This is a genomic window from Pseudoalteromonas luteoviolacea (genome assembly GCF_000814765.1).
Classification (GTDB): domain Bacteria; phylum Pseudomonadota; class Gammaproteobacteria; order Enterobacterales; family Alteromonadaceae; genus Pseudoalteromonas; species Pseudoalteromonas luteoviolacea_H.
Map to the genome: position 1 here is coordinate 276,134 of NZ_JWIC01000006.1, position 26,974 is coordinate 303,107.

The window sequence follows — 26,974 nt, forward strand, 5'->3', positions numbered from 1 at the left end:
GCAATTAGCTAATTAAACATTGCTATTTGGCGCTGAACCATGGCGTCAAATAGATATTTATTTTTCCTACAGCACAGCTGTAAATACCGAATTTTTGGAGTTATTACATGGCTACTACTAAAGCAGATATCGCAGCAGAATATCCAATTCCCGTCTATCGATTTGTTGTCAGTTTCGGCGAAGAGAGCATTCCATTTTCAGAAGTATCTGGTCTAGACATCGGCGTTGAAACAATTACGTATAAAGATGGCTATGGCAAAAAACACATGCCTGGGCAACCAACAGACGTCAACATTACTTTGAAGCGTGGTCTGGTTAAACAGAAGAGCCAATTCTACGATTGGATCTCATCTATCAGCTTGAACTTAGTTGATAAAAAAGACATCACAATTTCATTGACCAATGAAGACAGGTCTCAGCCATTGGTAACATGGAAAGTGATTAATGCATTTCCTAAAAAACTGACCGCTCCGAGTATCAATGGTGGCTCTAACGAGGCCAGTGTTGAGTCTTTAGAGATGATGGCAGATGACATCAAGATTGAGTTCCATTAATTTTTAACTCTCTTTTAGGGCACGAAAGTGCCCGCTTAGGTGGCTAATATGTTTCAAGACCCTAGAACTCCCATGGTCGGGTATCGATTTTTAGTTGGTATTGTGGCCGCAGGCATTCCTAATCCCATTGATATTCTGTTTAAAGAAGTCAGTGGTCTAAAAATGAACCGCAGTATCGACTATACCAATAACCGCGTCAGCATTGCGAATCAAAAACAAGCGAAAACACTCACTTTAAAGCGTGGCGTTTTTCAAGGTGGCAGTCCTTTGATGTTGCAAAATCTCGTATTTGGGGATGCTTGGAATACCTACTTGGTTAAAAATCAGATTTTGATCACTACCTTAGATGATAACTACTTACCATCGCAAGCTTGGCTTGTGCAAGATGCATTTTTAGAAAGCTGGGAATGGGAGGGGATTGATGCGAGTAGAAATGATGTGCTTATTGAGTCTCTTAGTTTTAGTTATCGCGATTTGGTGGCTGTGCCTATTCCAGGTGTGCCAGTGTAAGGAGCTCAATAGATGGAAGTTAAGTGTAACAATGTTCGAGTTAAAGCACGGATCCATGCTGACGAACCTGCCCAATCAACGGTGGAAAACTCTGCCAGTGTGTCCGGCAACGAGGCGCAGCAATCACCACAGTCTGAGTATTATAGCAACACAGTAAGCTGGTCCGAATTGCAAGACTTATTACACCAATTAGAGTCAGATTTAAAACGACATATTGAGTTTAGATTTGCACGTCAAGGTAAGGAAAAGAGGCCCTAATTATGAATAAAGCAGACGGCATTAACGCAAGTGGCTTACCACTATGTAAAGTGACTTTTTATAAAAAAATTGAGCGTGGCGATGGCAATAAATTAGGTGAGTTAACGCTTCCATATGATCCTAAATCACTCAATGTCACTCATCAAAATTGTTTAAAAGACTCAAAGGCCATTGGCTCGGAAAGCGGCTCTGCACGTTATCAAAAATCACCCCCGTCCGTTTTAACGATTACGTTTTTACTTGATAACACGATTATTGAAACCCCCTCTCAATATGCAATGACCATGAGCGGTGAAACGTCAACGGAAGACAGTATTCAGGAAATGCTAAAATATGGCCTTGCGGTACAAGGGGAAACGCACTTGCCTGCGTTCGTCACTATTATGCCCTTGAATATGGTCCTTAATCATGGTGCCGATGGCGGTTTTCATGGCATGTTCAGCGATATTAATGTCATTACTGAGTTGGTTAACTCCAAAGGTAATCGAGTCAAAGCTCAGGTTGTTTGTAATATCTCTGAGTGTCTATCGAGCAAAGAAATTAAACTCAGAACAGGTAAAAGCTCGCCAGATCTCACGCACGAATTACAATTTTTAGATGGGGACAGTTTGGTTTCGAAAGTTACTTCCATATACGGGAAAGCAAACTATGTTCATCAAGTAGCGAGTGTAAATAGATTGCCCTCGCTCCGAGGCGCTGAAGTGGGTGACTATATTACCTACCCACCATTGGAGCGATGATATGGATATTCGTTATACGATATTAGTTGATGGTAGCGAGAAGAAACTGGAAGTCGGTGTACGTGAAGTCGTCACCCATCGTGGGCTAAACCAGGTTTCTGAGTTGTCAATTGTATTCGAAGATGGCGATATGGCTGAGGAAAGCTTTAAACTGGATTTGAATAAAGATTTTCAGCCCGGTAAGTCCATCGAAGTCAAAGCCGGTTTTGGTGACGATGCGCAAATGACATTATTTGTTGGTGTCATTACAGGAGGCAAAGTTGGTTATTGTAGTGAGCCCTATATTACCGTATTCGCTAAAGGTGAAGCCAATAAGCTCTGTCAGTCCCAAATAAGTAAGCTCTACAAGCCAGACTCTACTGACACCGACATTATCAATGATTTGCTCAAACCCTGTGGCGGTAAAAAAACCGTCGCGGACAGTAAAATAAAACACTATCAATATCTCATGGTTGAGAAAAAACCGTGGGAAGTGATCATGAATCGCATCCTGACCAATGGGTTTGCGCTTTATGAAGAAGAAGGGATCAACATCGTTGATTTGACAACGCACAAACCGGCGGCAACAGAGTTTAATGTGGCGATGGATGGGTGTACTGAATTTGAGCTTTGTATGGACAATAGCTCATATGCGCAAAAAGTTGACCACAGTGCATGGGATATTAAAACCCAAGCCATGTTACTTGAAAACTATGACTCGGGTGAGAAAAAAGAGGGCGCGACCGCAGATATCGTCATCAAATCACAAGCGCCCATTGACAAAGTCGAGTTGGCTGCCAAGGCCAAAGCCGAGCAAGTATATCGTTTATTAGATACGAGCCAAGGCCGTATTCAAGTTGATATGTCTGAAGCCACCGCTTTGCATACACTGAAACTACTCGATGCAATCAAAGTATCGGGAGCTGGGGAAAGCAACAAAGCGGACTACATGGTGACAGAAATTCACCATCATTTAAGTAACCAAGGCTGGTTCTGTGAATTTACTCTGGGTTTATCTTTAACGAAAAGTGGCTGGTCTAAATGGACTGAATTGCCAGCTACGCCAATGCTGGTTGCTACCGTTGCGCCGTTTAAAGACGATAAAGAAAAATTACATCGCATACCCATCACTTTAAATACATTAACCACGGAGCCTATTTGGGCAAGGCTTTTGACTACTTATGTTGGCAAGGAAGAAGGGTTATTTTTACCCCCTAACCCAGACACTGAGGTGCTGGTGGACTTTATCGGGGGGGATGCCAGACATCCTGTGATTGTTGGGGCATGTCACAACCCAGTGGCCATTCCTCCTTTGGGTGGATACAAACAGGAATATGATGTTCGAGGGTTGCTGTTTAAAGAACAAGCCACCGCGCTGAAGTTCACCTTTAAAAAACCACACATCATCATGGAAGGAAGTAAAGACCACTCAATCTCGTTAGGCGAAAGCTCAGGTTATGCTTTATCTCAAAAAGACAAGGCGGGTATGACTGCTAAAACGGATGTGGTGATTAAAACACCTGATGATAGTCAGATAAAAATGGACAGTAAAATTACCATTGAAAGTGCAAAAGTGGTGGTTGCCACAGACAAGATGGAAATAGGATAACGAGGAGGTAGCTATGAACAATTCATTTCTGGGTAGAGGGTGGGGATTCCCACCACAGTTTACCAGCCCGGATTCAGGGCCTGATATGGAAGACGGAGAGACATTGGTTAAACAGGCCATTTCTATTGCGCTCAATACACTCAAAGGCGAGCGGCCTTATTGGAGCGAGCTGGGTTCCGGTTTATCTAATTTTGTTTTTGAGGATGTCAGTGAGTCCGCACTGGTCACGCTTAAGCAAGAAGTTTCTGCGGTGCTTTTAAACTATGAGCCGAGAATTATCCTTGAGGATATTTCGTTTGATATGTCAGATGTGTACGAAGGTGCCTTATTAATAGAGCTCACTTATTTGATCCGCAAAACCAATAGCCGCAGCAATATGGTGTTTCCGTTTTATCTCGCCGAGCAGTCTGTTTAAACCCGCGTTTCAAACATTTGGTATCACCCACAGAATCACCCATTTCGACCTTGCTCGCCAAGCAATATGCAGACCCGCACCGCTTATCCTTTTACCAAGGTTAAATTGACCTAGTAGTGCATAGGTATGCTCATTAATAACATTAATAAGGTAATCTCATGACTTTTAAGTCTCGTAGTCAATCACTTATCTCTGGCAACGGTAAAGGGTTAAGTCAAACCGCACGACAGATCCCCGAGCTTTCCAGTGATTTTTTCAGTATAGAACCGCGTACGATTGAGCAATGGCTGTCTTACTTGTCTTCTGTCGCGCAACACACCCAATTTATTGGTCAAGCAACGTGGCAGCCAGTACAAACTTGGTACAAAGTGTTACCTGAGCCAGGTAAGTTTGCCGCACTGGCCAAATTAATTCTGGTAGGAAGCGGCGATGAACTTACGACCCGATTGGCGAGCCGACCAGACCTGTCTTTACTACTTACATTTGTTGACCTGTTACAGCATACCCAACAGCAGTTTAACGATTTTGTTCAACGCCACCTTGACCATTATTATCGCGATGTATTGGGCTTTGAGTTGCAAAGTGCAACGCCTGATTCAGCCCATGTTTTAATCGAACTAAACGAGGTCGAGTCGCTGACGCTGCAACCTGGCACTCAGTTTGATGGCGGCAAAGATGACAACGGCGAAGAGCGAATTTACCAATTGGCTGAACCCAGTGCGATAAATCGTGCAGTGGTAGAGACGGTGACAACGGTGAACAAAGCGCACTTTGCAAGTGGCGTGAAGATCTGTCGCAATGTCTTACTGGATACTGAATTGGGGATTGAGCTTGAAAGTAGTGCAATGACATTTGGCGATAAACAAATGTCAGAAACTCAATTACCGGTAGAGATTGGCTTTAAAGTTGCTTCTCAGGATCTCTTTTTGAGTAGTGGTAAACGCATTATCTCACTGCGTTTTTCTACCGATGAATTTGGCGAAACGCCCATTGATTTATCACTTTGGATTGAGAGCTTTGATATTTGGTTAAGTACCGAAGAAGAAGCGGTGCTGTTAAGCTCAGAACAGCTTAGCCTCAATGGTGAGAATGAACTGGTGATTCATGTTGATGAGCTATTTGCGCCCATTGCCCCTGTCGCTGATTTAATGATTGGCAAAGACATGGTGCTCCCTTATATCGCCTTTGTGTTAAAGCAGTCAAAATACGACGCGCTGTATGCATTGGATCTTAATGAAAGAGTGGAAGCACTGGCAAACTTAGCTGTCAGCGAAATTCAAGAAGTACGAATGGCGGTGACCGTACTTGGTGCAAGTGGCTTGGTTGCCAATAATGGTACTGGCTTTTTAGATACCACTAAGCCCTTTGAACCATTTGGTTTTACCCCTCAGCTGGCAGAGAAGTTCGAATTCACGCACCCTGAGCTGTTAAGTAAAAGAGTGACAAGGGCAAGTATTGAATTTAATTGGGTGGGTAGACCGGCAGATTTTGACGCGCATTACCAAACTTATATGGACTATCAGAGTGCAATGACACCACCAACTGAGTCTGTTCAACTTGCGAGTGAGGCTTGGCCAAGAAACCAAGTATTGATATCGCAATCGGACGTGACTTATAGCAGTGAGCAGAGCAAATTGGTTGCGGACTTATTTTATAACGACTTGGTATGGCAAGCGTCTGATAATGAATTGACACCCGATGAGCGCACGTTGATAGTGCAAGACAACACCGGTCAATTACCTGATGTTGTGAATAATATCGCGACTAACCGTTTGGTTTTTACTTACGATGACGACAATGGTGATGTGGATTATCTGTCTTTGCCATTCAATTTGACCCAAGCCAAATTATGGCCCAAATGGTACACTTTGGCTTTATCCAATCAAGATTTTGGTCACCCGCAATATACTAAGGTATCTGAGTATTATGCGTTTCAAAATAGTATTAAGTTAGCAAATTGGAATCCTGCGGATGGTGATTTTATGCCAACGCAGGTACCAGAGCCGTATACCCCATTATTAGACTCAGTCAAATTACATTATCGAACGCAAAGTATTTCTCGGGCGCAAAGGGCTGCCATAGGTAACTCTATATGGATAGAACATATTTCACCTATTGGCAGACAGCTGCAAATATTGGAGCAGCAAAATACGCTTCATTTAATGCCGAAAATAGACGATTTGGGTTACTTGTATCTAGCTATTGGAGATCTTCCAACACCTGGCCAATGCAGCGTACTGTTTCAACTAGAAGCGGTTGATGGCTACAATTTTTCCGAGCCTCCGCAGTTTAAGTGGGAATACTACAATCAAGGGCAATGGCACCTCTTTAGTCGAGAAGACTCTCAAGGCAGCGGTGAAGAAGGGCGAATATTACAAGACAATACCTATGACTTGCTAGATTCGGGGATCATTATTTTCTCTTTACCTGAATTTGATTTAGCGGATCAGTTTAATCAAGACGGTAAGATCTGGATAAGAGCCGTCATTGATTCAGAGGTACTGCAAGATGGCTATGTCAACCCTATCTATTCAAAACTAAAAGGCGTCTATGCTCAGGCCGTCCAAATTACGCTTAGTTCAGCTGAACATGCTCAATCTCATTATTTAAAACCGTTGGCAGCTGGGAGCATTAGTAAATTAACTGTGACGGACCCTTTAATCGCGTCGATTGAACAGCCATTTGATAGCTTTGGTGCCAAGGTCAAAGAAGATGATAGTCGCTTATATCGGCGTGTCAGTGAGCGCTTAAGGCACAGAGATAGGCTTCAAACGGGGTGGGATTATGAGCATTTTACGTTGCAGACTTTCCCTGAATTACACTCTGTGAATGCCTATCAAAATGCTGATGGTGTAAACATCACTGTCATTCCGCTTAACCATGATGTGAATATTTTACAACCCAAAGTACCTCGTTACTTGATGCGTAAAATACAGGATGAAGTGACAGCCCGCTGTGCGCCATATCTCAATGTTAAAGTTGAAGATCCAACATATATTGAAGTGCAGCTAGAAATCATCATTCAGATTGACCCAAGATTTGATATTCAGACCACCGTAGTTGAACTAAACGACTTAATTGTGGATACCTTAACCCCATGGAACAAACCGGATGCTGAGTTATCGCAAACCATCTATTTGGCGGATGTAGCACAGGCGTTAGAAGCCCATCAAGCGGTCAACATGGTACAGGTGATCCGAGGTAAACGTATGGATGATCTGATCAGGCAATACTCTCAAATTTCGCCTAATGAAAGCCGCGAAATTTTAGTTCCGACACGCAATCATAAAATCTCTTTAACGAATGTAGATGGTGACGTATTTGAAGGGATTGGAAAATGGAAAATTCAGCATAATTTTGTTGTGCAATAAGCTACTTACATTTAAAGCGACGCCAAATTAATAAACCGTTTCACAATCTTGAAGGTTTGGCGTCATCTCCCATATCGACTTACTTTCCAAAGGAAAATCATGGAAACCAACGCACTGAAAATTGCTTCAGATGCTGTGCTAAACCCTGGGCAAGATCTAGATGGTTTGCGAGCACAGGGGATAGCACAGCTACAAAAGCTCGCACCCGATACATGGAGCGACCACAATGTATTTGATCCAGGCATTACCTTGCTTGAAGTATTGGCTTATGTGCTATCGGATTTAAGCTATAAACTCAATTATACCGTTGAGGATCTTATCGCGGTTGAGCCTGGTGAGTCTCTCGCACCGACGCAGTTTTTAAACTTGGAGCAAGTGATGTTTAGCCATTGCGTTACGCTTGCTGACTATAGGCGTTTGTTGCTTGATATCACAGAGATAAAGAACATTACGATTTCTGTTCGCGATGAACGCGCGACTGGCGCGACAATTTTTGATGTGATTGTTTTGACTTCACCATCGGCACAGGCATCACAAGATAGCTTGCGAGAAAAAATCCATCACACGTTTTCCGCAGCTCGTTGTATAACGCATCAACTGGGTAAGATTGAATTTTATCAGTCTGTACCTGTGCAATTGGGTATGCATTTGGTACTCAAAGATGCGCAAGACATTGTACACGTGATGGCCGATATTTTGAGTAAAGTCGCACTTGAAATATCGCCTAATTTAACCCGTTACACTAGTCAGGAATTATTGGATAAAGGGATGTATGTAGAGGATATCTACGTAGGTCCATCTTTAAGTAATGGCTTCATTTTAGACGAAGATTTAGAGAGCACACCGGTTAAGAAGCACCTCTATAGCTCCGATATTTTAGATGCACTGCGAGTTCACCCGAATATTGAACAGATTGAAGAGTTTAGATTTATCGTAGATCAAGGTGCTCAGCCAGGTTATGAATACTGGCAAGTTGAAGTTCAAGACTTAGACCCTAGTTCAGTAAACTTGGCACCTGAGTTAGGATTTTTGAGTACACAATTCTTTGATGCTATTTCTTTAGTCATTGAAGGTCAAAGTTATGTACTTGATGAAGATGAAATTGCGTCCATTAGGTATGCAATCGGCGAGCGCATCGTTGAACACACATCAGGGCTCGCCGAGCAAGTAAATCAAGAGTCACATCGATTCTTACCTTTGAGTCAATACCGTTCACTGCAGCATGAATTGCCACAAGTTTATGCGCTGACAGAGCAGTCTTTAAACCGAGATATCGACTCTGATCAAAAAGCACAATTATTACAATTTAAAGGGTATTTACACTTGTTTGATCAAATATTGGCTGATCAGCACAAGCAACTGGATGTTTTACCTCATATTTTGGCTTTGCCTCAATATACGCATTTCGAGCGGTTAGGGCAGATTATGGATCGAATGTTGTCCAGCGAAGCGCTTTCGCAAGGGCAACTTGATGAGTTTTGGCACAGAGTCAAAGCTTTACCGCACACGCAATTGAGTCAGGCGGTCACAGGCATTAGTGGCGTTAATCACCTAGTAAAATTGGCATTAGACGCGTATCAACAACAAGGTTTACAGCAGCAATTAGAAAGTGACTTTTCAGTAGCTCAGTTAACGCGCTTGAACGACAGTATCGCGCATTTGCTGGCACGTTTTGCCATTAAACTTCCGAATGCAAACCTGCTGAAATATCGCGAAGTATTTGGTTTTTATGTCAATGTGATTGGTGCCTGCCAGAATGATCCGAGCGAACATGAGGATCTATTATTACGTCTAGTATTACTGCGCCAGTACATTGATAAGTGTCGATTACTCAATGAGATTGGCGCTTTGGGAGAAAATCGTTGTCGCGGTTTTGATTATTTATCGAAAGAACCAAAAACAGCGCATACTGCGAGCCTGAGTCGCTTAGTGATGCGCAGCCTTGGTTTTTCGCACCATGGCCAGATGCCGCTAGCGACCCATAACAGAGAGAGCTTTTATTTATTGGAAAGCGATCTACTGGGGAATGACTCGTCGGGCAATTTATATTGTGTCTTACCTAACTGGACGACTCGTTTACAAAATAACGCGTTTAGAGCGTTAGTGGAAAGTCAAATAGGCAAGTTTAAGCCTTTGCACCTGTCTGCTCAATGTGTCTGGTTGACGCGAGAGCAGATGAGTTTATTTGAACGCTTATATTTTGGTTGGTTGAATTTTTACGGTCAGGCACAACGTGAAAGGTTTGCAGAAGGCCAAGCTCATATTGCCAGTGTCGCAGCAGATATCGGCGGTTTGTTGGAAACTGTGCTGGTATCTGAGCCAGGTACCATGATTGAAAACATCATTAATTACGTGCTGGCTAAGCCTCAAGGTATGGAAGTACTCGAAGCGTATCTTGTGCAGATATTGTCTGAGTATGCATATGAACCTTTGCCTAATGAAATTGAAATTGATGAGCAAAGTTATGCGCAAGTACGCAGCGCGGTTGCGCAAATTATCAATGAACACAGTGCGCTTTACCCTGATGGGTTTAGCGAAGATCAAGTATTGTATTTAGCCACACAGTTGTGTATCGACCACATTTGTACACCTAATGCATTTGCACAATCAAGCAATACTCGGTTTACGGTTGGATACTCTCCACTCCCTTTTCTTAAACCAATATTACCTGTGTCTTTTTCACAAATTAACTCAAATACCGCGGTGGTTTCGAAATTTATCGTGGCGACCAGCGTGCCAAATCGCATAGATCCTGAAGGAAACGAAGAATGAACAAAGTCAGTGACCAAGAAGTGTTAGTCGAATGTGACCAAACATCTATAGTAACTAAGCGCAGCCGCGCAGAATTAATTGAAAAGTTTGATGATCTCAAAACGCCGACAGGGGATGATTTTGAATCTCTTATTCGCTCAGGCTTTAATCAAATAGACGACCCGATCGCAGTAGAGAGAGTCGGAGAAACTCAAGAAATAGCGGTTACATCGCCTCTCACAGTCAATCCAGATGGTGAGACACCGCGTTTACGCGTGGATACTGATGCCGTCAAAATTGATCACGAACTGGTTGTTTGTGATGGTGATAGCGAAATGCAGGTGCTCAGTGCCGATGCGCAAAGCGTTTCTGTGTATGACAAAGTCAAAGTATTACCTGACGCAGAAGAGGTTTTACGCGTCTCTGGCAGCGCAAAGTTAACGGAGGGCTTAAAGTCACAAACGGCGGATATTAATCAGCACTTAAGAGCGGGCGCGTTATCTGTCAGTAAAGGCACTATCCAGACATTGGAAGCGGGCTTAGATGATGATGATAATCCAAAAATTACCGCTTATGGTGATGTTGAAGTGAACGCAGATGTTGCCGTTGAAGGTCATATCCAAGCTGACTCAATCTCTATTGTGAATGATGCCAGTGTGAGCGGTAATACATCAACTCAGATGCTATCGGTCGCAGAGCGTACCATGTTACTCGGTGAGCTCAGTGCGCAAAATGCCATCTTTACAGAGCATGTAGAAGCGCCGATGTTAGGTGTTGGCCTAGATGAAAATAGCACCTTGGCGAAATTGCATATTGGCAAACGTTCATCAGACACGAGCGATCTACTCCGAGTGGATGATTTAAACCAAGATAACACGCCTTTTATTATCAACCCAGAAGGTAAAGTGGGGGTGGGTACAAGTGTGCCTAAAGCGCGCTTCCATGTTGCGGATTCGGTATTAGTTGGACAAGATAAAGACCACCCTCACATCTCGCTAAATGAAGACGGGCGCGCGCACTTTTCTGGGACTGTGAGCATAGAACAAGCAGCAGACATTACGGGCGATTTGAACGTAGAAAGTGATGCGTATGTCAACGGCAAGCTGTCGGTGGGAGCGCAAACACCGAATGCAAAAGTGGATATTCAGGCTGGCAACGGTGACTTACTGAATATTGGTGATGGTAGTCGTAATTTGGTGAAAGTCACGAATATGCCACTAGCGGGTGAACAGTCGATCAATATGTTTGCACATACATACATTTCAGATGATTTGACTGCTGCTGGACAAGTCAATGCGGAGACTGTGCAGGTTACAGATACCTTAACAGCGGGGAGTACGGTGCTTGATGCGCTGTCGGTTAGTCAAGATGCCCAAGTTAGCGGTCAAACACGTACGCGCCAGCTTCAAGTCGGCGAAACGCCTAGCACACCGGTACAAACAGATGCAGGCGCACTTATTAATACCACCCTCGATGTCACTGCACATGCTACGTTTAAATCATTGCATGCGAGTGAGGAGATTTCGACCGATACCTTAGTAAAAGCAACCGATGGTGTAGTGAGGCATAATCTCACTGTGGGTGAGCAGGTAGGCAACCATGAAGCGACGTTGACGGTGAAAAGTACAGCCACAAATCACCCGTCTTTGCTAGTTGCTGATAAAGAAGGTAATCCATTACTGCGTATTGATAATGACCAAGCAGTGATGGGTAGTACAGGCCAAGCTCAATCTTTGACGGTTAAAGGGGATATCACAACGCCTGATCTAGACGTTTCTCATGAGGCGACTATTTACCAGGCGGACTTTAGTGAACATGTGGTGATTGCATCTAACACGGTTCAAAGTGATTGGACAACCAACGCAAAATTGGCTGTGCTAGCCCACAACGGCCAACCACAAAGTGTGGATGTCAGCTTTTTTGACGGCTTAAACACAACGTCAGTCATCAATGCAACGGGCAAGCAAATTGGTTTGTTCCAAAATAACCCGCAGCAGAGCTTACATGTCGGTGAATCTGCATTGTTTGATAAAGATATCACGGCCCTTAAAGGCGTTTACGTTGCCAGTGAGAACAGTGAATTTGGTGGTTTCAGTGCGACCTTGATACAAACTCAAGTGGGTACTGAGCAGAAGTCCGCAGATTTGCACGTGTATGGTAATACACATTTATTTGATGAGTTTACCATTGTTGAAAACGAGCACATCGCAGTCAATTTTGCGAATAGCCAATTTGAGCTCACTCAATTATCAGAAAACCCCGTATTTAGAATCACTAATCAAGCACAAGATGCGGAAATATTGGCAGCTGCAGGCCAGCTTGCTATTAATCAAATGATCCCAGAAGGTGGCGTTAATTTTGCGGTTACTGGTTTGGCTGATATTACGGGCCAACTCACTATTAGAGATAATGGGATTGCGTTAACAGTAGACGGAAAATCTAAGTTGATGGGTCATGCAGAGTTGAAAAACGGACTGCATGTGAGTGTGACTAACAACTCAGGAGATGTACAGCGCGCTGCTCTGACAGTATCTGGAGAATCAATACTAGAGGGTGAACTACATACAACGGGTGACGTGCAGTTTGATGCTAATCACACGGTAGATGGTAATAGCGAAATCAAGTCTAACTTGGCAGTGAGACGCAATGCTCAAGTTGGGGAGAACTTAACAGTATCTGGCGAGCATTATGCTGGTGGTAGTGTCGAAATTGAGGGCACTGAAGGTCGCGATGCGTTGACCGTAAATAATGATGCTAGTTTTAGAGCCGATGCGACTATCTCGGGAAATTTGTCCTTAGCACCATATCAAGCGACTGCGCGAGTGCATATCTGTGAAACGGATCAACAAGCACTTCGTATAGATGACCCAAGTGGTAAGGCACAGTTGGTGTTTAGCCATGGCAATTTAGGATTGGGTGTAGAGCGCCCAGATTACATTTTAGATGTAGGGGAAGATGCCTGTTTTAGAAGGGATTTGACTGTTAATGGTCGCGTCGAAATAGATGATAGTCTACACGTCAATGAGTATGCCAGCTTCAGAAGTAATGTGAACATTTATGGCACTTCAGAATTTCAGGGTGAAACCAGAATTGGCCTGGCTATGCACGCGCAAGATGAAGACGCATCTACAATACGCCGTAACGCCCAGTTTAGTGTCGAGCAAAACCACTTTGAGTATGGCTTAGCCGTTTATCACAAAGGGGTTAACCCAATTGTATTTCAAGATGGCAAAGTGGGGATCCGCAATGCACAACCGGAAGCTGAGCTGGATATTTTAGGTGATATTAAGGTCGAAGGTGATATTGAGCTCAATGGGGTATTGCGTGGTACCGGCCAACTTGAGTGTTTAGATGGCGCGAAGATTTTAGGTGATGTGGAGCTGCGCTCTGACTTGACCGTATACGATGATGCCTTATTTAAAGATACTGTCACAATTGAGGGCCTAACAACCATAGAGCGCAAACTAAATCTTCTGGCTGACGCCGACTTTGCTAAAAGCTTGCACCTAGGTGAGGAGCTGACAGTAAGGGGTAATGCATTCTTTAAAGAAGCGGTTCACTTTGATAAAGATACAACGGTACGTGGCAGCTTAGTCGTTGAAGGCTTAGATGCGGCAAATCAGGTCGTGTTTAAACCGCATGTAGATATTCATAGTCATTTAGCCGTGCAAGGTGAAACAAACTTTGGTAACGACACGCATGTTAAAGGTGATTCGTATATCAGTGGTGCCGTAAATGCTGCATGCTTAGCGGTAGAACACAGTGTTAAAGTGGGCATTTCACATAATGACAGCGCGATGGTGTCAGTTAATACCAGTGAAGGGGAAGCTGCGCTAGATGTGGCTGTGCGCGGTAATTCAGAGCTGATTGTTGATGGCAATGCGAATGTTGGTATTGGCTGTAAAGCACCTGAGCACAAGTTAGATATCCGTGGCGATGCACGCGTATCGGACTCGTTGACTGTGACTGGTGAGTTGGTCCTCGAGAGTAAGCTTAACCTACAACAGGGGGCTGAAATTGTGGGTGATTGTGCTGTTCAAGGCCAGATTGCACCACAGCAACTTCAATTACCACAAGGGCCGCAGATTGACGCAATATCGTCAGACTGTGAACTGGGCGGTGAGATGGCGTCAGATCATGTACTTGCCACTCAAGCTGCTGTTAAAGCCTATGTGGATGAACATGCATGGCGCTTTGGACGCGGTAAGAAGGTTGTTGCGATCCATAATCAAGAAGAGTTTGACGAGATATTTGCGAGAGATTGCTTGAATAATATGACGATCTTATTATTCCCACACAATGGTCATCGCCAGGTTTCTAGAGCCTATAAACTGAAAAATGCCGTTGAAGTCGGTTCAAACTTGAGCATTGTAGGTTTTAATGAGCGTGAAACACGCATTGTCAAAGCACATGCAGGATGTCGCTTCTTGATCCGTGGTGACAGAGACGCGATGGTTAAACATGTTGAAATGCACGGCTTCACATTTGATGGTGCAATCCACGAAGTGTCCAGAGAGCTCAGTGCTTATGAAGGAAACGGCGGTGCATTTAACTTACGCTACGCCGATCAAATACAACTTAATTGTGTGATTGAGAACCATGCAGTCAGTGGTGATGGTGGAGCGATTTATGGCGAAGATGTGACTAACATCACCGCGAACAATATCCGCAATTGTCGAGCAGGCCGTCAAGGTGGGGCGGCTTATGGCTTGAGATATGCCAATATTCAAGCACACAATTGCCAAGCCGAACGCGGAGGTGCTGTTGCACATTGTGATGACAGTGAAGTAGTTGCAATCAATAATACTGCACAGCTACATGGTGGCGGCGCTTATAAATGTCAAAACTTGATCTGTAAAGGGTTCTGGAGACGTAATACGGCACAGCAAGGTGACGGAGACCATATCTTTAGCATGGGCTGCTATCACCTCGAAGAGCAAGAAGAACACCATGGTGATTTCTTGTGGCATGCGCTGTATTTAGACAAGCCTATGAATCACTCTCGCTTCTTTTGGCGTAACGACCACGTTTAACCATGAAGCTAGCAATAGGTCAAATAGGGGCTGAATTAGAAGCCCCTGCACACTTAGTGAGTTTAGGTCAGCACAGTATTGCTGACCTAGAGTCACTGTTTAAAAACTGGTTGTATAAGGAAATAAATAAACTTGAATTAGACTGGCCAATCGCGGAGTCAGGTATCGCGCCTGTGACTTTGGAAGATATTGAAATAGAGCTACCAGATATTGACCTAAATGCGTTAGCACGTGACCCAAGTAATTATTTTAATAGGGTGTTTAGTCCTGCCTTTTATACTGCGGTTGAGCAGCAATTAATTAAGTACTTGAGTGGCGCTCAAAAACAGAATTACCTTTTGGCGCCGCTGATGTTGAACGATGTGTTAAAACGTGCAAAAAGCGAGCAGAGTGCGCATATTTGGCAAAGAGTATTGGCGGCTTGTTGGCATAGTTTACAGCACCAGCCAGCGTTATTTTTGATGGTGCTCAACAGTGCAGAATGGCCAAGTATGCGAAGGCGGTTTGTCGAGGCGATATATCAAGATCCTGATTACCTTGCCGCGTCATTTTCTGTTATTAGCGATGGATTCATTTCTAGAAGCTCTGAGGCATTTTTGTCCAAGTTGTCACTACCTGAGTGCATTGAGCTATGGCAGGATATCGAAACACTTCGGATCATACATGCATCAGATTTGAATACTCGCCAGCACAGTTTATCGCTCGTGTTAAAAAGCTTTCAAATGTCTGTAGCGCAGCCAGAGTTTTCAGAGCTAATAAGAAGGTGTGTGGTCAGTGGAATAAAAAACAACAATATATCTCTTCGCTATTTATCAACTTGGTTCACGGTTAAAGCTTCGACTGAATTGACCCGTTCTGACTGTCAGGCATTAGTGCAGCTGATTGATAAAGCAAAGGTTAAGGAAAGGGCTGTGGCAAGTGTTCGTGCACTGATAACCCCTTATCAGCCTAGCGGATTAGCTAAACTGTTGGATGATTATAGTCCTGTTGGAGAGCAACAAACGACAGTTAACCAAACGCGTCAAAAAGAGGCTTCATATTTGCTTGCTCAGCTGCAGGGGCAGCTTGGTAGTGGTTGCAGAAAAACTATCCGAGCCTTAGAAGGGTTACTTAAGCTTATTGATACACATGTTACTGCCGGTGAATTGCCTTTTTATAGTCAAGTGCTGTGGCGTGAGTTTGTTGCTCAGCACGATATTGAGCAGCGCTTACCAGCATCTGTGCTGACCCCTTTGAAACACCTGTTGAAATCACAGCTCGGTACGGAGCAAGTCTTGTTGTCTAAGCGCCGAGCTGTTAATTATGCACTGGCATTGATCGCTCGTGAATACAGATGGATAAAACGTAAAAAAGTAATTGAATCTAGGCCGGTATATGCTCGTCGTTTATATGCGGTGTTGTGCCAAATCAAAAATATACCTTGGCAATATATCGACCAATTTAAGAGTATGTTCGGACCTTCAATTCATGCAATCAGTGACTTTACATTTGCTGTGGCGTTACCGAGCTATGAAAAACTGCTTCAACAGGTTGAACGCTGGTTAGATAATGAATACATACTGGGTAAGCACAGTGCCATCCGTATCAGCGAAGGTTCAGTGGCTAATCATTTGCTCCTAAAAGACGATACTTCAAACTTAATAGAGCGGCGTGAAAAAAACACTCATAAGCTTGAAGACGGGTCTGAAGTTACAACACCGTTGTCTCTCACTAGCGTAAGTGAATTTGACTCTTCACTGCGAATTGTGTGTGGAAGCACATCTGAAAAATATTTGGAGCAGGTAGAGGCTGCACAGCTCAGATTAACGTTGTTGGCGGTAGCTCCACGATTAAATGACAGTAAAAGATTGATATTGAACACCGAATTGAAAGGTGCAAGATTAGAAAAGTTAAAGTCGCTGCTCAGAAAATATGCTTCAGATTTGAGTTCAACGACGGTTTTGGCAACGCAAAATATCAATCAGTGTTACGACGGTGTTTATACACACACTGCTAAAAGCTTGTCTTCAATTGCAAGTTTGCTCTCTGTTTGTGAACAGCTTAGTCAAGACCTTGAACAGGCGATTTATCAGATCCGTGACGTTCAAAAATTACAAAGTGAGTTAGCTGATAAAATGCAGTCACAAGCTCAAGAGCAGCAGCAAGCACTGAGTGAGTCGCAGCACAGTTTAAGTAGTAAAAATAAATCAAGTAACAGTGGAACGGTACCAGAAGTAGCTCGTCAGTCGCTGTCTAAATCTTCAAGTCTTGAATTGGCCAGAATGTTGAGCATCGCCTCTCAATTATTACGATACTGTGATGCACTTAAGCACACTATCAAAGTCAATCAAGCGAGTATCCAGCTACACGATAATCATGAACTGCTTGTGTATATGGTGATATACCTGCGCAGTTGGCAAAAAGTGTGTTCGATCCATTGTCTATCACTAAGTACACCGTCATTAAATGAGATTTTGAATAGTGCAATTGTCAAACTGAATACTGTGCGGGAGGAGAGCTATCAGCTAAACCCTTATTTGAAAACGCAAGCACAGAAAGGGCAAATGTGGTGGCTAGAGTTGTTAGATGTATCACTGGTACCTGATAGTCACTTTGCAAAAGATGACTCAGGAAGTTTAGTAAATGTACACCATGATGGCCTGTCAGATGTGTATTTGAACGCAGGAAGTCATCAGCAAGTTCACCAAACAAGTTCTGAACAAAACTTTATTACTATACATGACATCAGTGAATATGTTGAAGCTCGAACTTTTACCGATGTGACTCGATTATTAACTCATTATGAGGAACGGCTTCAAGCAACTAAAAAACAAAAGGGCGCCTTGCTTGGGGAGGTGACTTCGGATGATGATGCTGTGGTTGCATTGAACTGCGCAGAGCTGGGTCAAAGCACCAATAGTTCGGTGTCTGCAATACGCACAGATATGAGCAATAAACCAGACCTTAAAGTGGTTGAAAAGGGAATATCACACTCAGTCGTAAAAGAGATGTCGCAGCGGCTACAAGAACAGCGTCGGGTCGAACGTATTTCTGCATGCCTGTCAAAACAGGTACGTAGGTATCAAAATAACCTGAAACATTCTGGTATTGAGCCTTTAAAAGCGCACAGTGAACACATGTTAAATGAGCTACGACATCAATATCAGCAATCAACAGAGAGTCTTATTAGTGACGACGCCGGTGTGGTGCTGCTGTGGCCATTTTTAGAAATTTTATTCACTAAGTTAGAGTTACTTATTACAGCTGAAAGCGGTCAGATCACGTTTGCGGATTTAGCTGCTCAACAAAAAGCGCATGCTTTATTGTGTCAACTGGCTGGGATTGAGGCAAATAGCGCAGAAACGTATGTGATTAATGCCTTGCTAGGCCTAGAACTTGACCATGAGTTTGATGAAGAGACGCTTGTTATAGATAGCGAAGCACAAGATGAATTACACACCCTCATTAAAGCTGCGATAAACCGCTGGGAAGCGCTCAAAGATATGCCCATCGATGCATTTAGACACATGTTCTTGCAGAGGAGGGGAGAAGTAAAGCTCACTGCCAATGGTGTGAGTATTGTTGTCGAGAACAAACCTCAAGATGTACTACTTATGAAACTACCTTGGGGCCTAGGGATAGTGCAATTACCTTGGTTAGACACCGATCTTATTAACATCGAGTGGGATTACGGCTTTTAGCATAGCGTTCACAAGCCATGACCTTAAATTCACAATAAAACTTAAAATGAAAGCGCATCTTTTGACGTGGTGCGCTTCAACGCCCAAAACCAATTATCAAATGGACTCGCAAACTCTGAGCCAGTCCCAATTCAATATGGAGAAGTGTATGCCTGTAAATAATCATTCAAACCTACGCGCCTTAATCGAGGAACATCAGGTGCGCCAACAGCAGTATCAAGTTGCGGAAAATAAAGTACAAGCTTATTTGGAGTATAATCGTCGGTATTTGCTCCAACATTTGAATAACTTATTTACAAGCAGGGTATTACCACATCTAGAGTTAGTAAAATCGTTACTCATTGAACAAGGGTATACCGCAGATATCGAGATAGAAAAACAGACGTTATATGAAGAAAGTTCAGCGATTGAAGTGATCACGCAAGTATCTTTATTATTCTCAGGTAATCAAGACGATCAAGATATTGGTTTAACGCAAAATAGATTGTTGATTTTTACAAGGCCGAACCATGCGTTTATATATGCAAAATATATTACAGATCTTGTTACCAGCCAGACTCAGCCTCTATTTTTTGCTGATGATTATTACTATCAAAATATACCGACTGCGGATATGCAGTTTCCACATCTACCCTTTCCGCCCAATTTTGAGGACCACAGTGAATTTAAGTCCATGGCATCGGATTTTCTAAGCCTGGTTTTTTTACAGATCAGAGGGAAGTTAAGCTAATAAAAGGTCAAATACACGTCTTGGTTTTTTGTCACAAAACTCATCTGTTTGCGTCGGTGTTTAAATATGCTAAGGAGAGTCACAGTGGCAAATTATCAAGAGGCATTTCAATATGCGTTTTCTAACACGAGCGAAACGCGTCAAAGTTTATATTGTAATTCAGACCCATTGATTTACTGGCAAAGTCTGTATAACCATGGGTTTAGTGAAAAGGAGGTTGAACGAATATTTGAACATATTTATGCATTTGAACTTTGGTCAGAGCTCAAAGGTGAGGAAATCCAGAATCAACAAGCCGCAGGGTTACTGTTATTAATTAATGCTCAAGGCTACCTCTCAGTTATGCTCAGTGAAATGCAAAACTACTTTAATATTAATTTAAGTAGCCAAATGTGTGAGTGTACTTTAAATCAGATAAACACATTACCTGAAAACAAACTCATCGAGTGGCTCATCGCAGGAGTTGATTATTTCTCGCTCATTGAAAATAGGCGATTAGAAAACATGATTCTTGCTGCTAAAACTTGAATTATGGGTTTATTACCCAATATAGGTAGTCATTTATACTACTAGTTTAAGCAATGAACTAGAACAATTAAGGAAAGCACTATGACAATACAACAGCCGAAAGTTGGCCAATTTACCTTTGAACAAGAAGGGCAAGAAGGTGGGCGTTACCATAGTCGCGTGTTACATGTGCCTTCAAAGTATTCTGGCCTGACAATTGGCCGAGGATTTGACCTCAAACATCGCAGCTCAAAACAAATACTCAAATCGCTCAGCGAAGCTGGCGTTGCCTTTGAGGATGCAGAAGTTTTGGCAAAAGCTTCAGGCTTATATGGGTCACAGGCACAGCAGTTTATAAAGACTCATGGTCTTGAAGGCTTTGAAGTGAGCCCAAAGGAGCAAGTGATTTTATTCGAGCAAACCTACGAAGTCATGTCAAAAGACGTCAAGAGAATATGTGATAAAGCTGATTGTGTTGAAGTCTATGGGCCCGTGGACTGGGAAAACCTTCACCCCAAGATCAAGGAAATTTTGATTGATTTACGCTACCGAGGGGATTACACCCCAGCAACGCGCAGACGAATTCAGCGCTATGTAGTACAAAATGACCTTGAGGCGTTTAGTAAAGAGATGTCTGATAGAGAGCTGTGGAATACAGTGCCAAGTGAACGATTTAAGCAGCGTTTGGCCTATTTGACTACAACTTAAAAAGCTGCTTCGGCAGCTTTTTACAATTAGGATCGATTTTGAATGTCGCGCTTTAAAGCGAGTGAAAGTATGCAAAAAGTGACCATTTCTATTGTTATCTTTGTAGCAGGGTTAATAGCTACTTTTTTAGTACAATATTTAACAGAGCTTAATCGACCGATTCTGGCGGATTTCTCAATTGTGTCTCAAGCTGCGCCGGTCATTGTATAAGAAATACCGTGCAACAAGCGACGAAATTGCTCTGAAAGAATTCAATTTACGATTAAGAATGTCCCTTTTACTGTCAATGAATATTTTCCATTTTATAGACAGGTTAAGCAAGGGTTACCCAATGGCAGAGTACGAGTCTGGTATGACGCTTCAAATAATAATAAAATAGTAAATATCACTCAAAATAGACGCGTCATTGCACCATTTGAAAAGCTAGTGCATGTACAAGGGTATGTTAGTAGTATTGCGGCTTTAATACCTTTTGGCTTAGTCATCTTTTTTCTAATGGCTTGGTGGAGACCGAGTGGCAAATAAGTTCAATGCGCTCGGTTTTACACACAAATAGCTTGGCACTTTTTAGCGTTAAGCGCTCAAGCTATGTAAGTTCGCAGTAAAACTAACCACCTATGTCGTTGGCTGACACACTATTTATACGGTGATCTTCAATAAAGTTAATCATGCCGGGGCGTTTGTAGTGCAGTGTCCTAGATTCATTTGAAATCGCCCAAATGGTGTTATCTCTATCAACCTCGATATTATAAAAATCTCCGAATTTTTCTAATTTCGAGCCATTTAATTGGTAGACTTGTTGCTCGCCTAAGGTATTTTTAACGATATGAGCCGTGAGGTATATTTGGCCAGCGCCGACGGCGATATCTTTAAAGGAACACGCTCTAGGGCAGACAACCTCTACTTGTGACCAGTGATCGCCTCTGCGCACATAAACTCCATTGTCTTGTGTGAGTGCCCAAACATCTCCTTGTCGATTGACATCCACTTTGGTGATTTTTTTGCCGTCAATGCCATAACTCCCACCAAAATTACCATTGTTAAGATTGAAGCGTTTCAAATCACCACTGGCATTAACACAATAAGCGTATTTAGGGCTGTGAGATGATACATCCCTCGCATCCCAACATCCAAAAATGTGTTGCCATGCATCGTTTTGATATCTAAATATCATGCCATATTCGCCTACTGCGAATGTGGCCTCTTCATCGAAGGCATAACCTGGACTGTTGCCACTTTCATGGCGATAGTGAAAATAACCACCGGAAGCGGCTACAGCCTTTTGATAATAGGGCAGTGGAATTGCTTGCCATGTTCCAACATTATCGTCTTTGTGAAGATAGGGGGTCCCTTGTTGGTCTATCATAACTCGAATGGCCGAATTTTCATGACCTTGAGCATAGACGAATGAAGAGCTTATGGTGGCCGTTAATCCTAAAATACTCAATATTTTCGTTGTATTTTGCATTTAGTTTTCCTTTACATGCTGTATATGTCCAAAAAAGTGTAAGCATATTCAAGAAAAATAAGATGTACTAAAATAGCAAAAAGTAATACTTTTGAATCTTATTTTATTTTCTATACATTTAGAAGTTAATGAATTTGTATGGATTTTTATCGGGGAGCTCATCGTTATTGAGCTCTATAAAATGATGTTATGGCAGTATTATTTCATTTAACGCATCAAGGGTGTGGCGGATTTCGCAATAAAATAAGTTTAGTGGTATGTCGTATAAAGATAAATGTACACGCCAATTGGTGCTTTATTCTCGGGTTCAGAAAGCGTCCAACTGAGTGGACAACTCTGCCACGTGTGCCTTTTTTTTCTCTCCCATAACGGGTATGAAGATACTTTAGTCTTAGCCGCCGCGAGTTTGTAATGGCAAACCTTATAGCTAGCGTTCTGAACTTTTTTCTCTGAGCTGTGCGCAATGGCGTTAAAAGACACACTCAAACCTAGTGAGAGTGCCAACATACTTTTCATCATCATATCTCCTTGATTACCTCTAATTGACTTAACTGCCCAACCTATTTCCATTTAAGTTGGATTAGACCCTATAAATAAAACACATTATGAATGAAAAGTGAACAAAAAATTGTATGCTTTATTTTTAATTGTGGCATAAGGCGATTTTGCGCTTTTTCTAGTTTTAATAAGCGGAGCTTGTTGTCTAGAGGTGTTTGCTTGTGCCAATGAGGAAAAAATGAAACAAACCGTCTGTGATGGGTGAACCTCATTAGTGAATAAGCTTGATACACTGTGGTATGTGTAAATTGGGAGTTATCATTTTGGTTTTTTGAAGACGTTAATGGCGTGAGTTGCAAAGTGAGTTAGCGCGGTGTCATTCTTTTAAAATTATTTTGATATTTGTTATCGCATGATGCCCACTTGAAAAACCGCTTGGAAGGAACAACTAATGAAGTTGTATGTAAATTGTGCAGCATACAAAAAACATTAAATAAATCGACTTTAAGGGTCGATAAGCGCTGTAAGTTACCTGATTAATTTGTAATAATGCGTCAGTTAACAAGCTACAAATTCAGAGGAAAGACCTCCTATGGCGGATACAGAGAATCGCCCAACAAACTTCATCAGAAATATCATTGACGGAGATCTGGCAAGTGGCAAACACGCATCGACACATACGCGTTTCCCGCCAGAGCCGAATGGTTTTTTACACATTGGCCATGCAAAGTCTATCTGCCTAAATTTTGGCATTGCTCAGGACTATAAAGGTCTTTGTAATTTACGTTTCGACGATACTAACCCAGAAAAAGAAGACATCGATTACGTAAACTCAATTCAAGAAGATGTTAAATGGCTAGGCTTTGAATGGGATGGTGAAATTTGCTATTCATCAAACTATTTCGACAAATTGTACAGCTATGCTGTAGAGCTGATCGAAAAGGGCCTCGCATATGTCTGCTTCTTGTCTCCCGAACAAGCACGTGAATATCGTGGTACACTGACTGAGCCTGGTAAAAATAGCCCACACAGAGATACCTCACCTGAAGAGAACTTAGCACTTTTCGAAAAAATGAAAAACGGCGAGTTTAAAGAAGGCGAGTGTGTGTTGCGAGCAAAAATCGACATGGCAAGCTCGTTTATGGTACTTCGTGATCCGATTATTTACCGTATACGCTTTGTTCATCACCATCAGACTGGTGACAAGTGGTGCATTTATCCAATGTATGACTTCACGCACTGTATTTCAGATGCGCTAGAAGGGATCACGCATTCATTGTGTACGCTTGAATTCCAAGACAACCGTCGTTTATACGATTGGGTACTTGAGAACATCAGCATTGAGTGTCAACCGCAGCAGATTGAGTTTTCTCGTTTAAACCTAGAATATACCGTGATGTCCAAGCGTAAGCTTAATGACTTAGTCGTGAACGGTCAGGTAGAAGGCTGGGATGATCCGCGTATGCCTACCATTGCGGGCCTACGTCGTCGTGGTTACACACCGGCATCTATTCGTGAATTCTGTAAGCGTATTGGTATTACAAAGCAAGATAACATGGTTGAAATGGGGATGCTTGAAGCATGTATCCGTGATGACCTAAATGAAAATGCACCACGTGCGATGGCTGTTTTAGATCCAGTTAAAATTGTTATCGAAAATTATGATGCAGACCAAGTGGAGATGTTATCTGCTCCAAATCACCCAACATTAGAAATGGGTGAGCGTGAATTGCCATTTACTCGTGAAATTTTCATTGAACGTGAAGACTTCCGCGTTGAAGCGAACAAAAAGTTTAAGCGTTTAGTGTTGGGTAAAGAAGTGCGTTTACGTAATGCTTATGTGATCAAAGCGGAGCGCATTGAAGAAGATGATGCAGGCAATATTACAACTATTTATTGTACATATGATGCCGACACGCTTGGTAAAAACCCAGCAGATGGCCGTAAAGTTAAAGGCGTAATTCATTGGGTTTCAGCGTCACATTGCATCGAAGCGGAAGTACGTCAGTATGACCGTCTATTCAATGTACCAAACCCAGCTGCCGCAGAAGATTTTGCAACTACGCTAAACCCAGATTCATTGGTTGTGATTGCAAATGCTAAACTTGAGCCCTCACTTGCCAAAGCGAATGCTGAACAAGGTTTTCAGTTTGAACGCCTAGGCTATTACAGCCGAGACAATAAGTCTGAAGCTTTGACGTTTAACCAAACGGTGGGTCTTCGTGACTCATGGGCAAAAATTGAAAAAGCGTAAAGCAGTTTAATTTAACGCTATTATTTATGAAAAAAGGTCGACATTTGTCGGCCTTTTTTTCAATATATTCATCAAATTAGTTTTATTAAGTCGCGCCGTGAGCAAACAGTCAATTCACAATTTCTACATTAATGAACAGCAATCGATATATTTGCTATCTCACCATGACGCAAAAAAACACCGTCAATGGCTAAACATTTGTAAAAAGCAATTGTCGTTGCTTGGGTATCAAGATGTTGAACTTATAGGCTCTGGTGCCTTTGGGTTTGTATTTGCAGGTGTTGAAGACAGTGGCGCGCAGTGGGTATTCAAATTTTCTCGTATCACGCTGGCGCAGAGCGTAAGAGATCGGCTTGAAGATGAAGCTTATATGTTATCTCAAATTAATAATCCTATGGTGCCAGAGTTTTTTGCATTTGAACGTGTGAAAAAACAGGGAATATTAATGATGGCTCGAGCCCAAGGTGAAGACCTTGAGCAAATTTCGTTAAAACAAGGGCGGCTAAAGCCACATGTCTTGGTTCATTTAGCCCTGAAGTTACGCAATGTTTTGTTAGACTTGAGAGAACGAAAAAATGGTATGTCCTTACAGCCTGTGGTTCATGGGGACATAAAACCTTCAAATATTGTTTGGGATCAGCAATCTGATGCGTTCTCTTTGGTTGATTGGGGTAGCTCTGTTTATGCTCAAATAGACGTACATGGTGAGCCTGTCGCCAGTAATATCATGGATTTAATGTCCTCTGATATCGCCAGTACGAATGCTCGAATGGGGGATGTGTATTTTATTGGTGATGAACAAATGTCGGGTTCACGGTCTTCTCCGCGCTTTGATGAGCAAGGCGTTGCTTCGACTATCTATGCGCTGGCAAGCGCACAATCATGTCGCTTTGGTGCGCAAGTAATTCCAGCAACCAGCTTGGGATTGCCCGTGGAGTTTTCAAGAGTTATTGATGGTATGTTGAGTAAAGATAAAGTGGTCCGCGATGCAGCAGGTGATTATTTTATGCGTAATATGCCTGCGATGGCCAAAGTATACTTGCCTGATATTGACTCACCTCAACTCAAAGCGGATATACCATTTTGGACTTCTTCACAAACTGATTTGCCAGATACTGTCGTTTATAGTTCAAGAAAACAGTTCTTACGTCGTGCCGATCATAATCAACAATTACTGGATGTAAATGATGCACAGCTAGATAGGTATTATAAAGAGTTCCTATTTGATACGGGGGACACTGAAAAAGCATTTTTAGCTTCTATTAGTCGATTAGCTAAATATCCGGTTGTAGGGGGACTGAGCTTTCATTGGCAGCAAGCGTCTTTATTTGTTGAGTCCAGTTTGATGCTGCATGATGATAGTTTACAAAGTGCGTTTACAGATGCAGTCAACGCCACGGTTATGCTGGCGCAGGGGATTGAGCAAAAAGGTCTTTTTAAGTGTTGTTTATTTGATGCGAGGCAAACAATTCAATTAGAACGAGACGAAACAGGTGCTTATATCTTTGAGCAGCTTCCTGAGTTGCAGTATACAGTGAGCCATGTGGCTGCGTCAGAGGTGACGCGACCTCATTCTTATTTTGAAGATGGTAAAGACCCTGATGAGCAACTGCAATTGCCTAAGCAAATTATCCAGTGTGTATTTGAGCTAAATAAAATTCACCACACAGGCTGTATTATTTTTGAGTCACTGAGTGACCGATTGAAAATTCACTACTATTATCGATTGCTTGATGCTGAGCAAGAGGTCGCCTTTGCAGCGCTTTTAAAGGAGATTATTCAATACACAGTGAGTATTCAAGACTATGGTGTAGCAGGGTTTATGAAGCTGCCTTACAAAAATACCCGAGAATTTGAATTGTGTCCTAAGCAACCGGATAACTACTTTCCAAAAAATCCAAAGTCGTAG

Annotated in this window: 18 protein-coding genes; 16 read left to right on the top strand and 2 right to left on the bottom strand. The window is 42.5% G+C overall.

Annotation, left to right across the window (positions count from 1 at the left end; translation table 11 throughout):
* The first annotated feature begins 107 nt into the window (after nucleotides 1–107).
* From JF50_RS12680 to JF50_RS27165, 14 genes are all read left to right on the top strand, one after another.
* A complete protein-coding gene (locus tag JF50_RS12680; protein WP_039609825.1) occupies nucleotides 108–554 on the top strand; it encodes a phage tail protein in 447 nt (148 codons plus the stop codon).
* A 48-nt stretch (nucleotides 555–602) separates the two neighbouring features.
* Nucleotides 603–1,064: a phage tail protein gene (locus JF50_RS12685; protein WP_039609826.1), complete on the top strand. Its 462-nt coding sequence runs from the start codon at nucleotides 603–605 to the stop codon at nucleotides 1,062–1,064.
* A 12-nt stretch (nucleotides 1,065–1,076) separates the two neighbouring features.
* On the top strand, nucleotides 1,077–1,322 hold the full coding sequence (locus tag JF50_RS12690) for a hypothetical protein (protein WP_039609827.1): 246 nt from the start codon (nucleotides 1,077–1,079) through the stop codon (nucleotides 1,320–1,322).
* 2 nt (nucleotides 1,323–1,324) lie between these two features.
* Complete coding sequence (locus tag JF50_RS12695; protein WP_039609828.1) at nucleotides 1,325–2,062, top strand: hypothetical protein; 738 nt, start codon at nucleotides 1,325–1,327, stop codon at nucleotides 2,060–2,062.
* Between the two features lies 1 nt (nucleotide 2,063).
* On the top strand, nucleotides 2,064–3,650 hold the full coding sequence (locus JF50_RS12700) for a phage baseplate assembly protein V (protein ID WP_052262280.1): 1,587 nt from the start codon (nucleotides 2,064–2,066) through the stop codon (nucleotides 3,648–3,650).
* Nucleotides 3,651–3,663: 13 nt separating this feature from the next.
* The gene (locus JF50_RS12705; RefSeq protein ID WP_039609829.1) at nucleotides 3,664–4,065 is read left to right on the top strand and encodes a GPW/gp25 family protein; all 402 of its coding nucleotides are present in this window, start codon (nucleotides 3,664–3,666) and stop codon (nucleotides 4,063–4,065) included.
* Between the two features lie 158 nt (nucleotides 4,066–4,223).
* A complete protein-coding gene (locus tag JF50_RS12710; protein WP_039609830.1) occupies nucleotides 4,224–7,436 on the top strand; it encodes a hypothetical protein in 3,213 nt (1,070 codons plus the stop codon).
* A 99-nt stretch (nucleotides 7,437–7,535) separates the two neighbouring features.
* Nucleotides 7,536–10,208: a hypothetical protein gene (locus JF50_RS12715; RefSeq protein ID WP_039609831.1), complete on the top strand. Its 2,673-nt coding sequence runs from the start codon at nucleotides 7,536–7,538 to the stop codon at nucleotides 10,206–10,208.
* Nucleotides 10,205–15,220 carry a hypothetical protein gene (locus JF50_RS12720; protein ID WP_039609832.1) on the top strand — a complete coding sequence of 1,672 codons (5,016 nt, stop codon included), beginning with the start codon at nucleotides 10,205–10,207 and terminating at the stop codon, nucleotides 15,218–15,220. The genes JF50_RS12715 and JF50_RS12720 overlap by 4 nt, the downstream gene beginning before the upstream one ends.
* A 2-nt stretch (nucleotides 15,221–15,222) precedes the next feature.
* Complete coding sequence (locus JF50_RS12725) at nucleotides 15,223–18,900, top strand: contractile injection system tape measure protein (protein ID WP_039609833.1); 3,678 nt, start codon at nucleotides 15,223–15,225, stop codon at nucleotides 18,898–18,900.
* A gap of 148 nt (nucleotides 18,901–19,048) precedes the next feature.
* On the top strand, nucleotides 19,049–19,630 hold the full coding sequence (locus JF50_RS12730; protein ID WP_039609834.1) for a hypothetical protein: 582 nt from the start codon (nucleotides 19,049–19,051) through the stop codon (nucleotides 19,628–19,630).
* Between the two features lie 84 nt (nucleotides 19,631–19,714).
* Nucleotides 19,715–20,158, top strand: coding sequence for a hypothetical protein (locus JF50_RS12735; protein WP_039609835.1), 444 nt, complete (start codon nucleotides 19,715–19,717; stop codon nucleotides 20,156–20,158).
* A gap of 81 nt (nucleotides 20,159–20,239) precedes the next feature.
* The gene (locus JF50_RS12740) at nucleotides 20,240–20,845 is read left to right on the top strand and encodes a hypothetical protein (protein WP_052262281.1); all 606 of its coding nucleotides are present in this window, start codon (nucleotides 20,240–20,242) and stop codon (nucleotides 20,843–20,845) included.
* A gap of 42 nt (nucleotides 20,846–20,887) precedes the next feature.
* On the top strand, nucleotides 20,888–21,055 hold the full coding sequence (locus JF50_RS27165) for a hypothetical protein (protein ID WP_160290474.1): 168 nt from the start codon (nucleotides 20,888–20,890) through the stop codon (nucleotides 21,053–21,055).
* Between the two features lie 397 nt (nucleotides 21,056–21,452).
* Here the strand turns inward: JF50_RS27165 and JF50_RS12745 are convergent, their stop codons facing one another.
* Nucleotides 21,453–22,313, bottom strand: coding sequence for a hypothetical protein (locus JF50_RS12745; protein WP_039609836.1), 861 nt, complete (start codon nucleotides 22,311–22,313; stop codon nucleotides 21,453–21,455).
* 249 nt (nucleotides 22,314–22,562) lie between these two features.
* The gene (locus tag JF50_RS12750; protein WP_152614539.1) at nucleotides 22,563–22,835 is read right to left on the bottom strand and encodes a hypothetical protein; all 273 of its coding nucleotides are present in this window, start codon (nucleotides 22,833–22,835) and stop codon (nucleotides 22,563–22,565) included.
* Nucleotides 22,836–23,403: 568 nt separating this feature from the next.
* Here JF50_RS12750 and glnS point away from each other — a divergent pair.
* Together glnS and JF50_RS12760 are read left to right on the top strand one after the other, a co-directional pair.
* Entirely contained in the window at nucleotides 23,404–25,065 is a 1,662-nt protein-coding gene (gene glnS, locus JF50_RS12755; RefSeq protein ID WP_039609838.1) for a glutamine--tRNA ligase, read from the top strand.
* Nucleotides 25,066–25,162: 97 nt separating this feature from the next.
* Nucleotides 25,163–26,974, top strand: coding sequence for a protein kinase domain-containing protein (locus JF50_RS12760; protein ID WP_039609839.1), 1,812 nt, complete (start codon nucleotides 25,163–25,165; stop codon nucleotides 26,972–26,974).

Excerpts from the sequence above, each read along its gene's own strand:
- JF50_RS12680 (WP_039609825.1), top strand. The coding sequence starts at position 108 with ATGGCTACTACTAAAGCAGATATCGCAGCAGAATATCCAATTCCCGTC.
- JF50_RS12685 (WP_039609826.1), top strand. The coding sequence starts at position 603 with ATGTTTCAAGACCCTAGAACTCCCATGGTCGGGTATCGATTTTTAGTT.
- JF50_RS12690 (WP_039609827.1), top strand. The coding sequence starts at position 1,077 with ATGGAAGTTAAGTGTAACAATGTTCGAGTTAAAGCACGGATCCATGCT.
- JF50_RS12695 (WP_039609828.1), top strand. The coding sequence starts at position 1,325 with ATGAATAAAGCAGACGGCATTAACGCAAGTGGCTTACCACTATGTAAA.
- JF50_RS12700 (WP_052262280.1), top strand. The coding sequence starts at position 2,064 with ATGGATATTCGTTATACGATATTAGTTGATGGTAGCGAGAAGAAACTG.
- JF50_RS12705 (WP_039609829.1), top strand. The coding sequence starts at position 3,664 with ATGAACAATTCATTTCTGGGTAGAGGGTGGGGATTCCCACCACAGTTT.
- JF50_RS12710 (WP_039609830.1), top strand. The coding sequence starts at position 4,224 with ATGACTTTTAAGTCTCGTAGTCAATCACTTATCTCTGGCAACGGTAAA.
- JF50_RS12715 (WP_039609831.1), top strand. The coding sequence starts at position 7,536 with ATGGAAACCAACGCACTGAAAATTGCTTCAGATGCTGTGCTAAACCCT.
- JF50_RS12720 (WP_039609832.1), top strand. The coding sequence starts at position 10,205 with ATGAACAAAGTCAGTGACCAAGAAGTGTTAGTCGAATGTGACCAAACA.
- JF50_RS12725 (WP_039609833.1), top strand. The coding sequence starts at position 15,223 with ATGAAGCTAGCAATAGGTCAAATAGGGGCTGAATTAGAAGCCCCTGCA.
- JF50_RS12730 (WP_039609834.1), top strand. The coding sequence starts at position 19,049 with ATGCCTGTAAATAATCATTCAAACCTACGCGCCTTAATCGAGGAACAT.
- JF50_RS12740 (WP_052262281.1), top strand. The coding sequence starts at position 20,240 with ATGACAATACAACAGCCGAAAGTTGGCCAATTTACCTTTGAACAAGAA.
- JF50_RS27165 (WP_160290474.1), top strand. The coding sequence starts at position 20,888 with ATGTCGCGCTTTAAAGCGAGTGAAAGTATGCAAAAAGTGACCATTTCT.
- JF50_RS12745 (WP_039609836.1), bottom strand. The coding sequence starts at position 22,313 with ATGCAAAATACAACGAAAATATTGAGTATTTTAGGATTAACGGCCACC.
- JF50_RS12750 (WP_152614539.1), bottom strand. The coding sequence starts at position 22,835 with ATGATGATGAAAAGTATGTTGGCACTCTCACTAGGTTTGAGTGTGTCT.
- glnS (WP_039609838.1), top strand. The coding sequence starts at position 23,404 with ATGGCGGATACAGAGAATCGCCCAACAAACTTCATCAGAAATATCATT.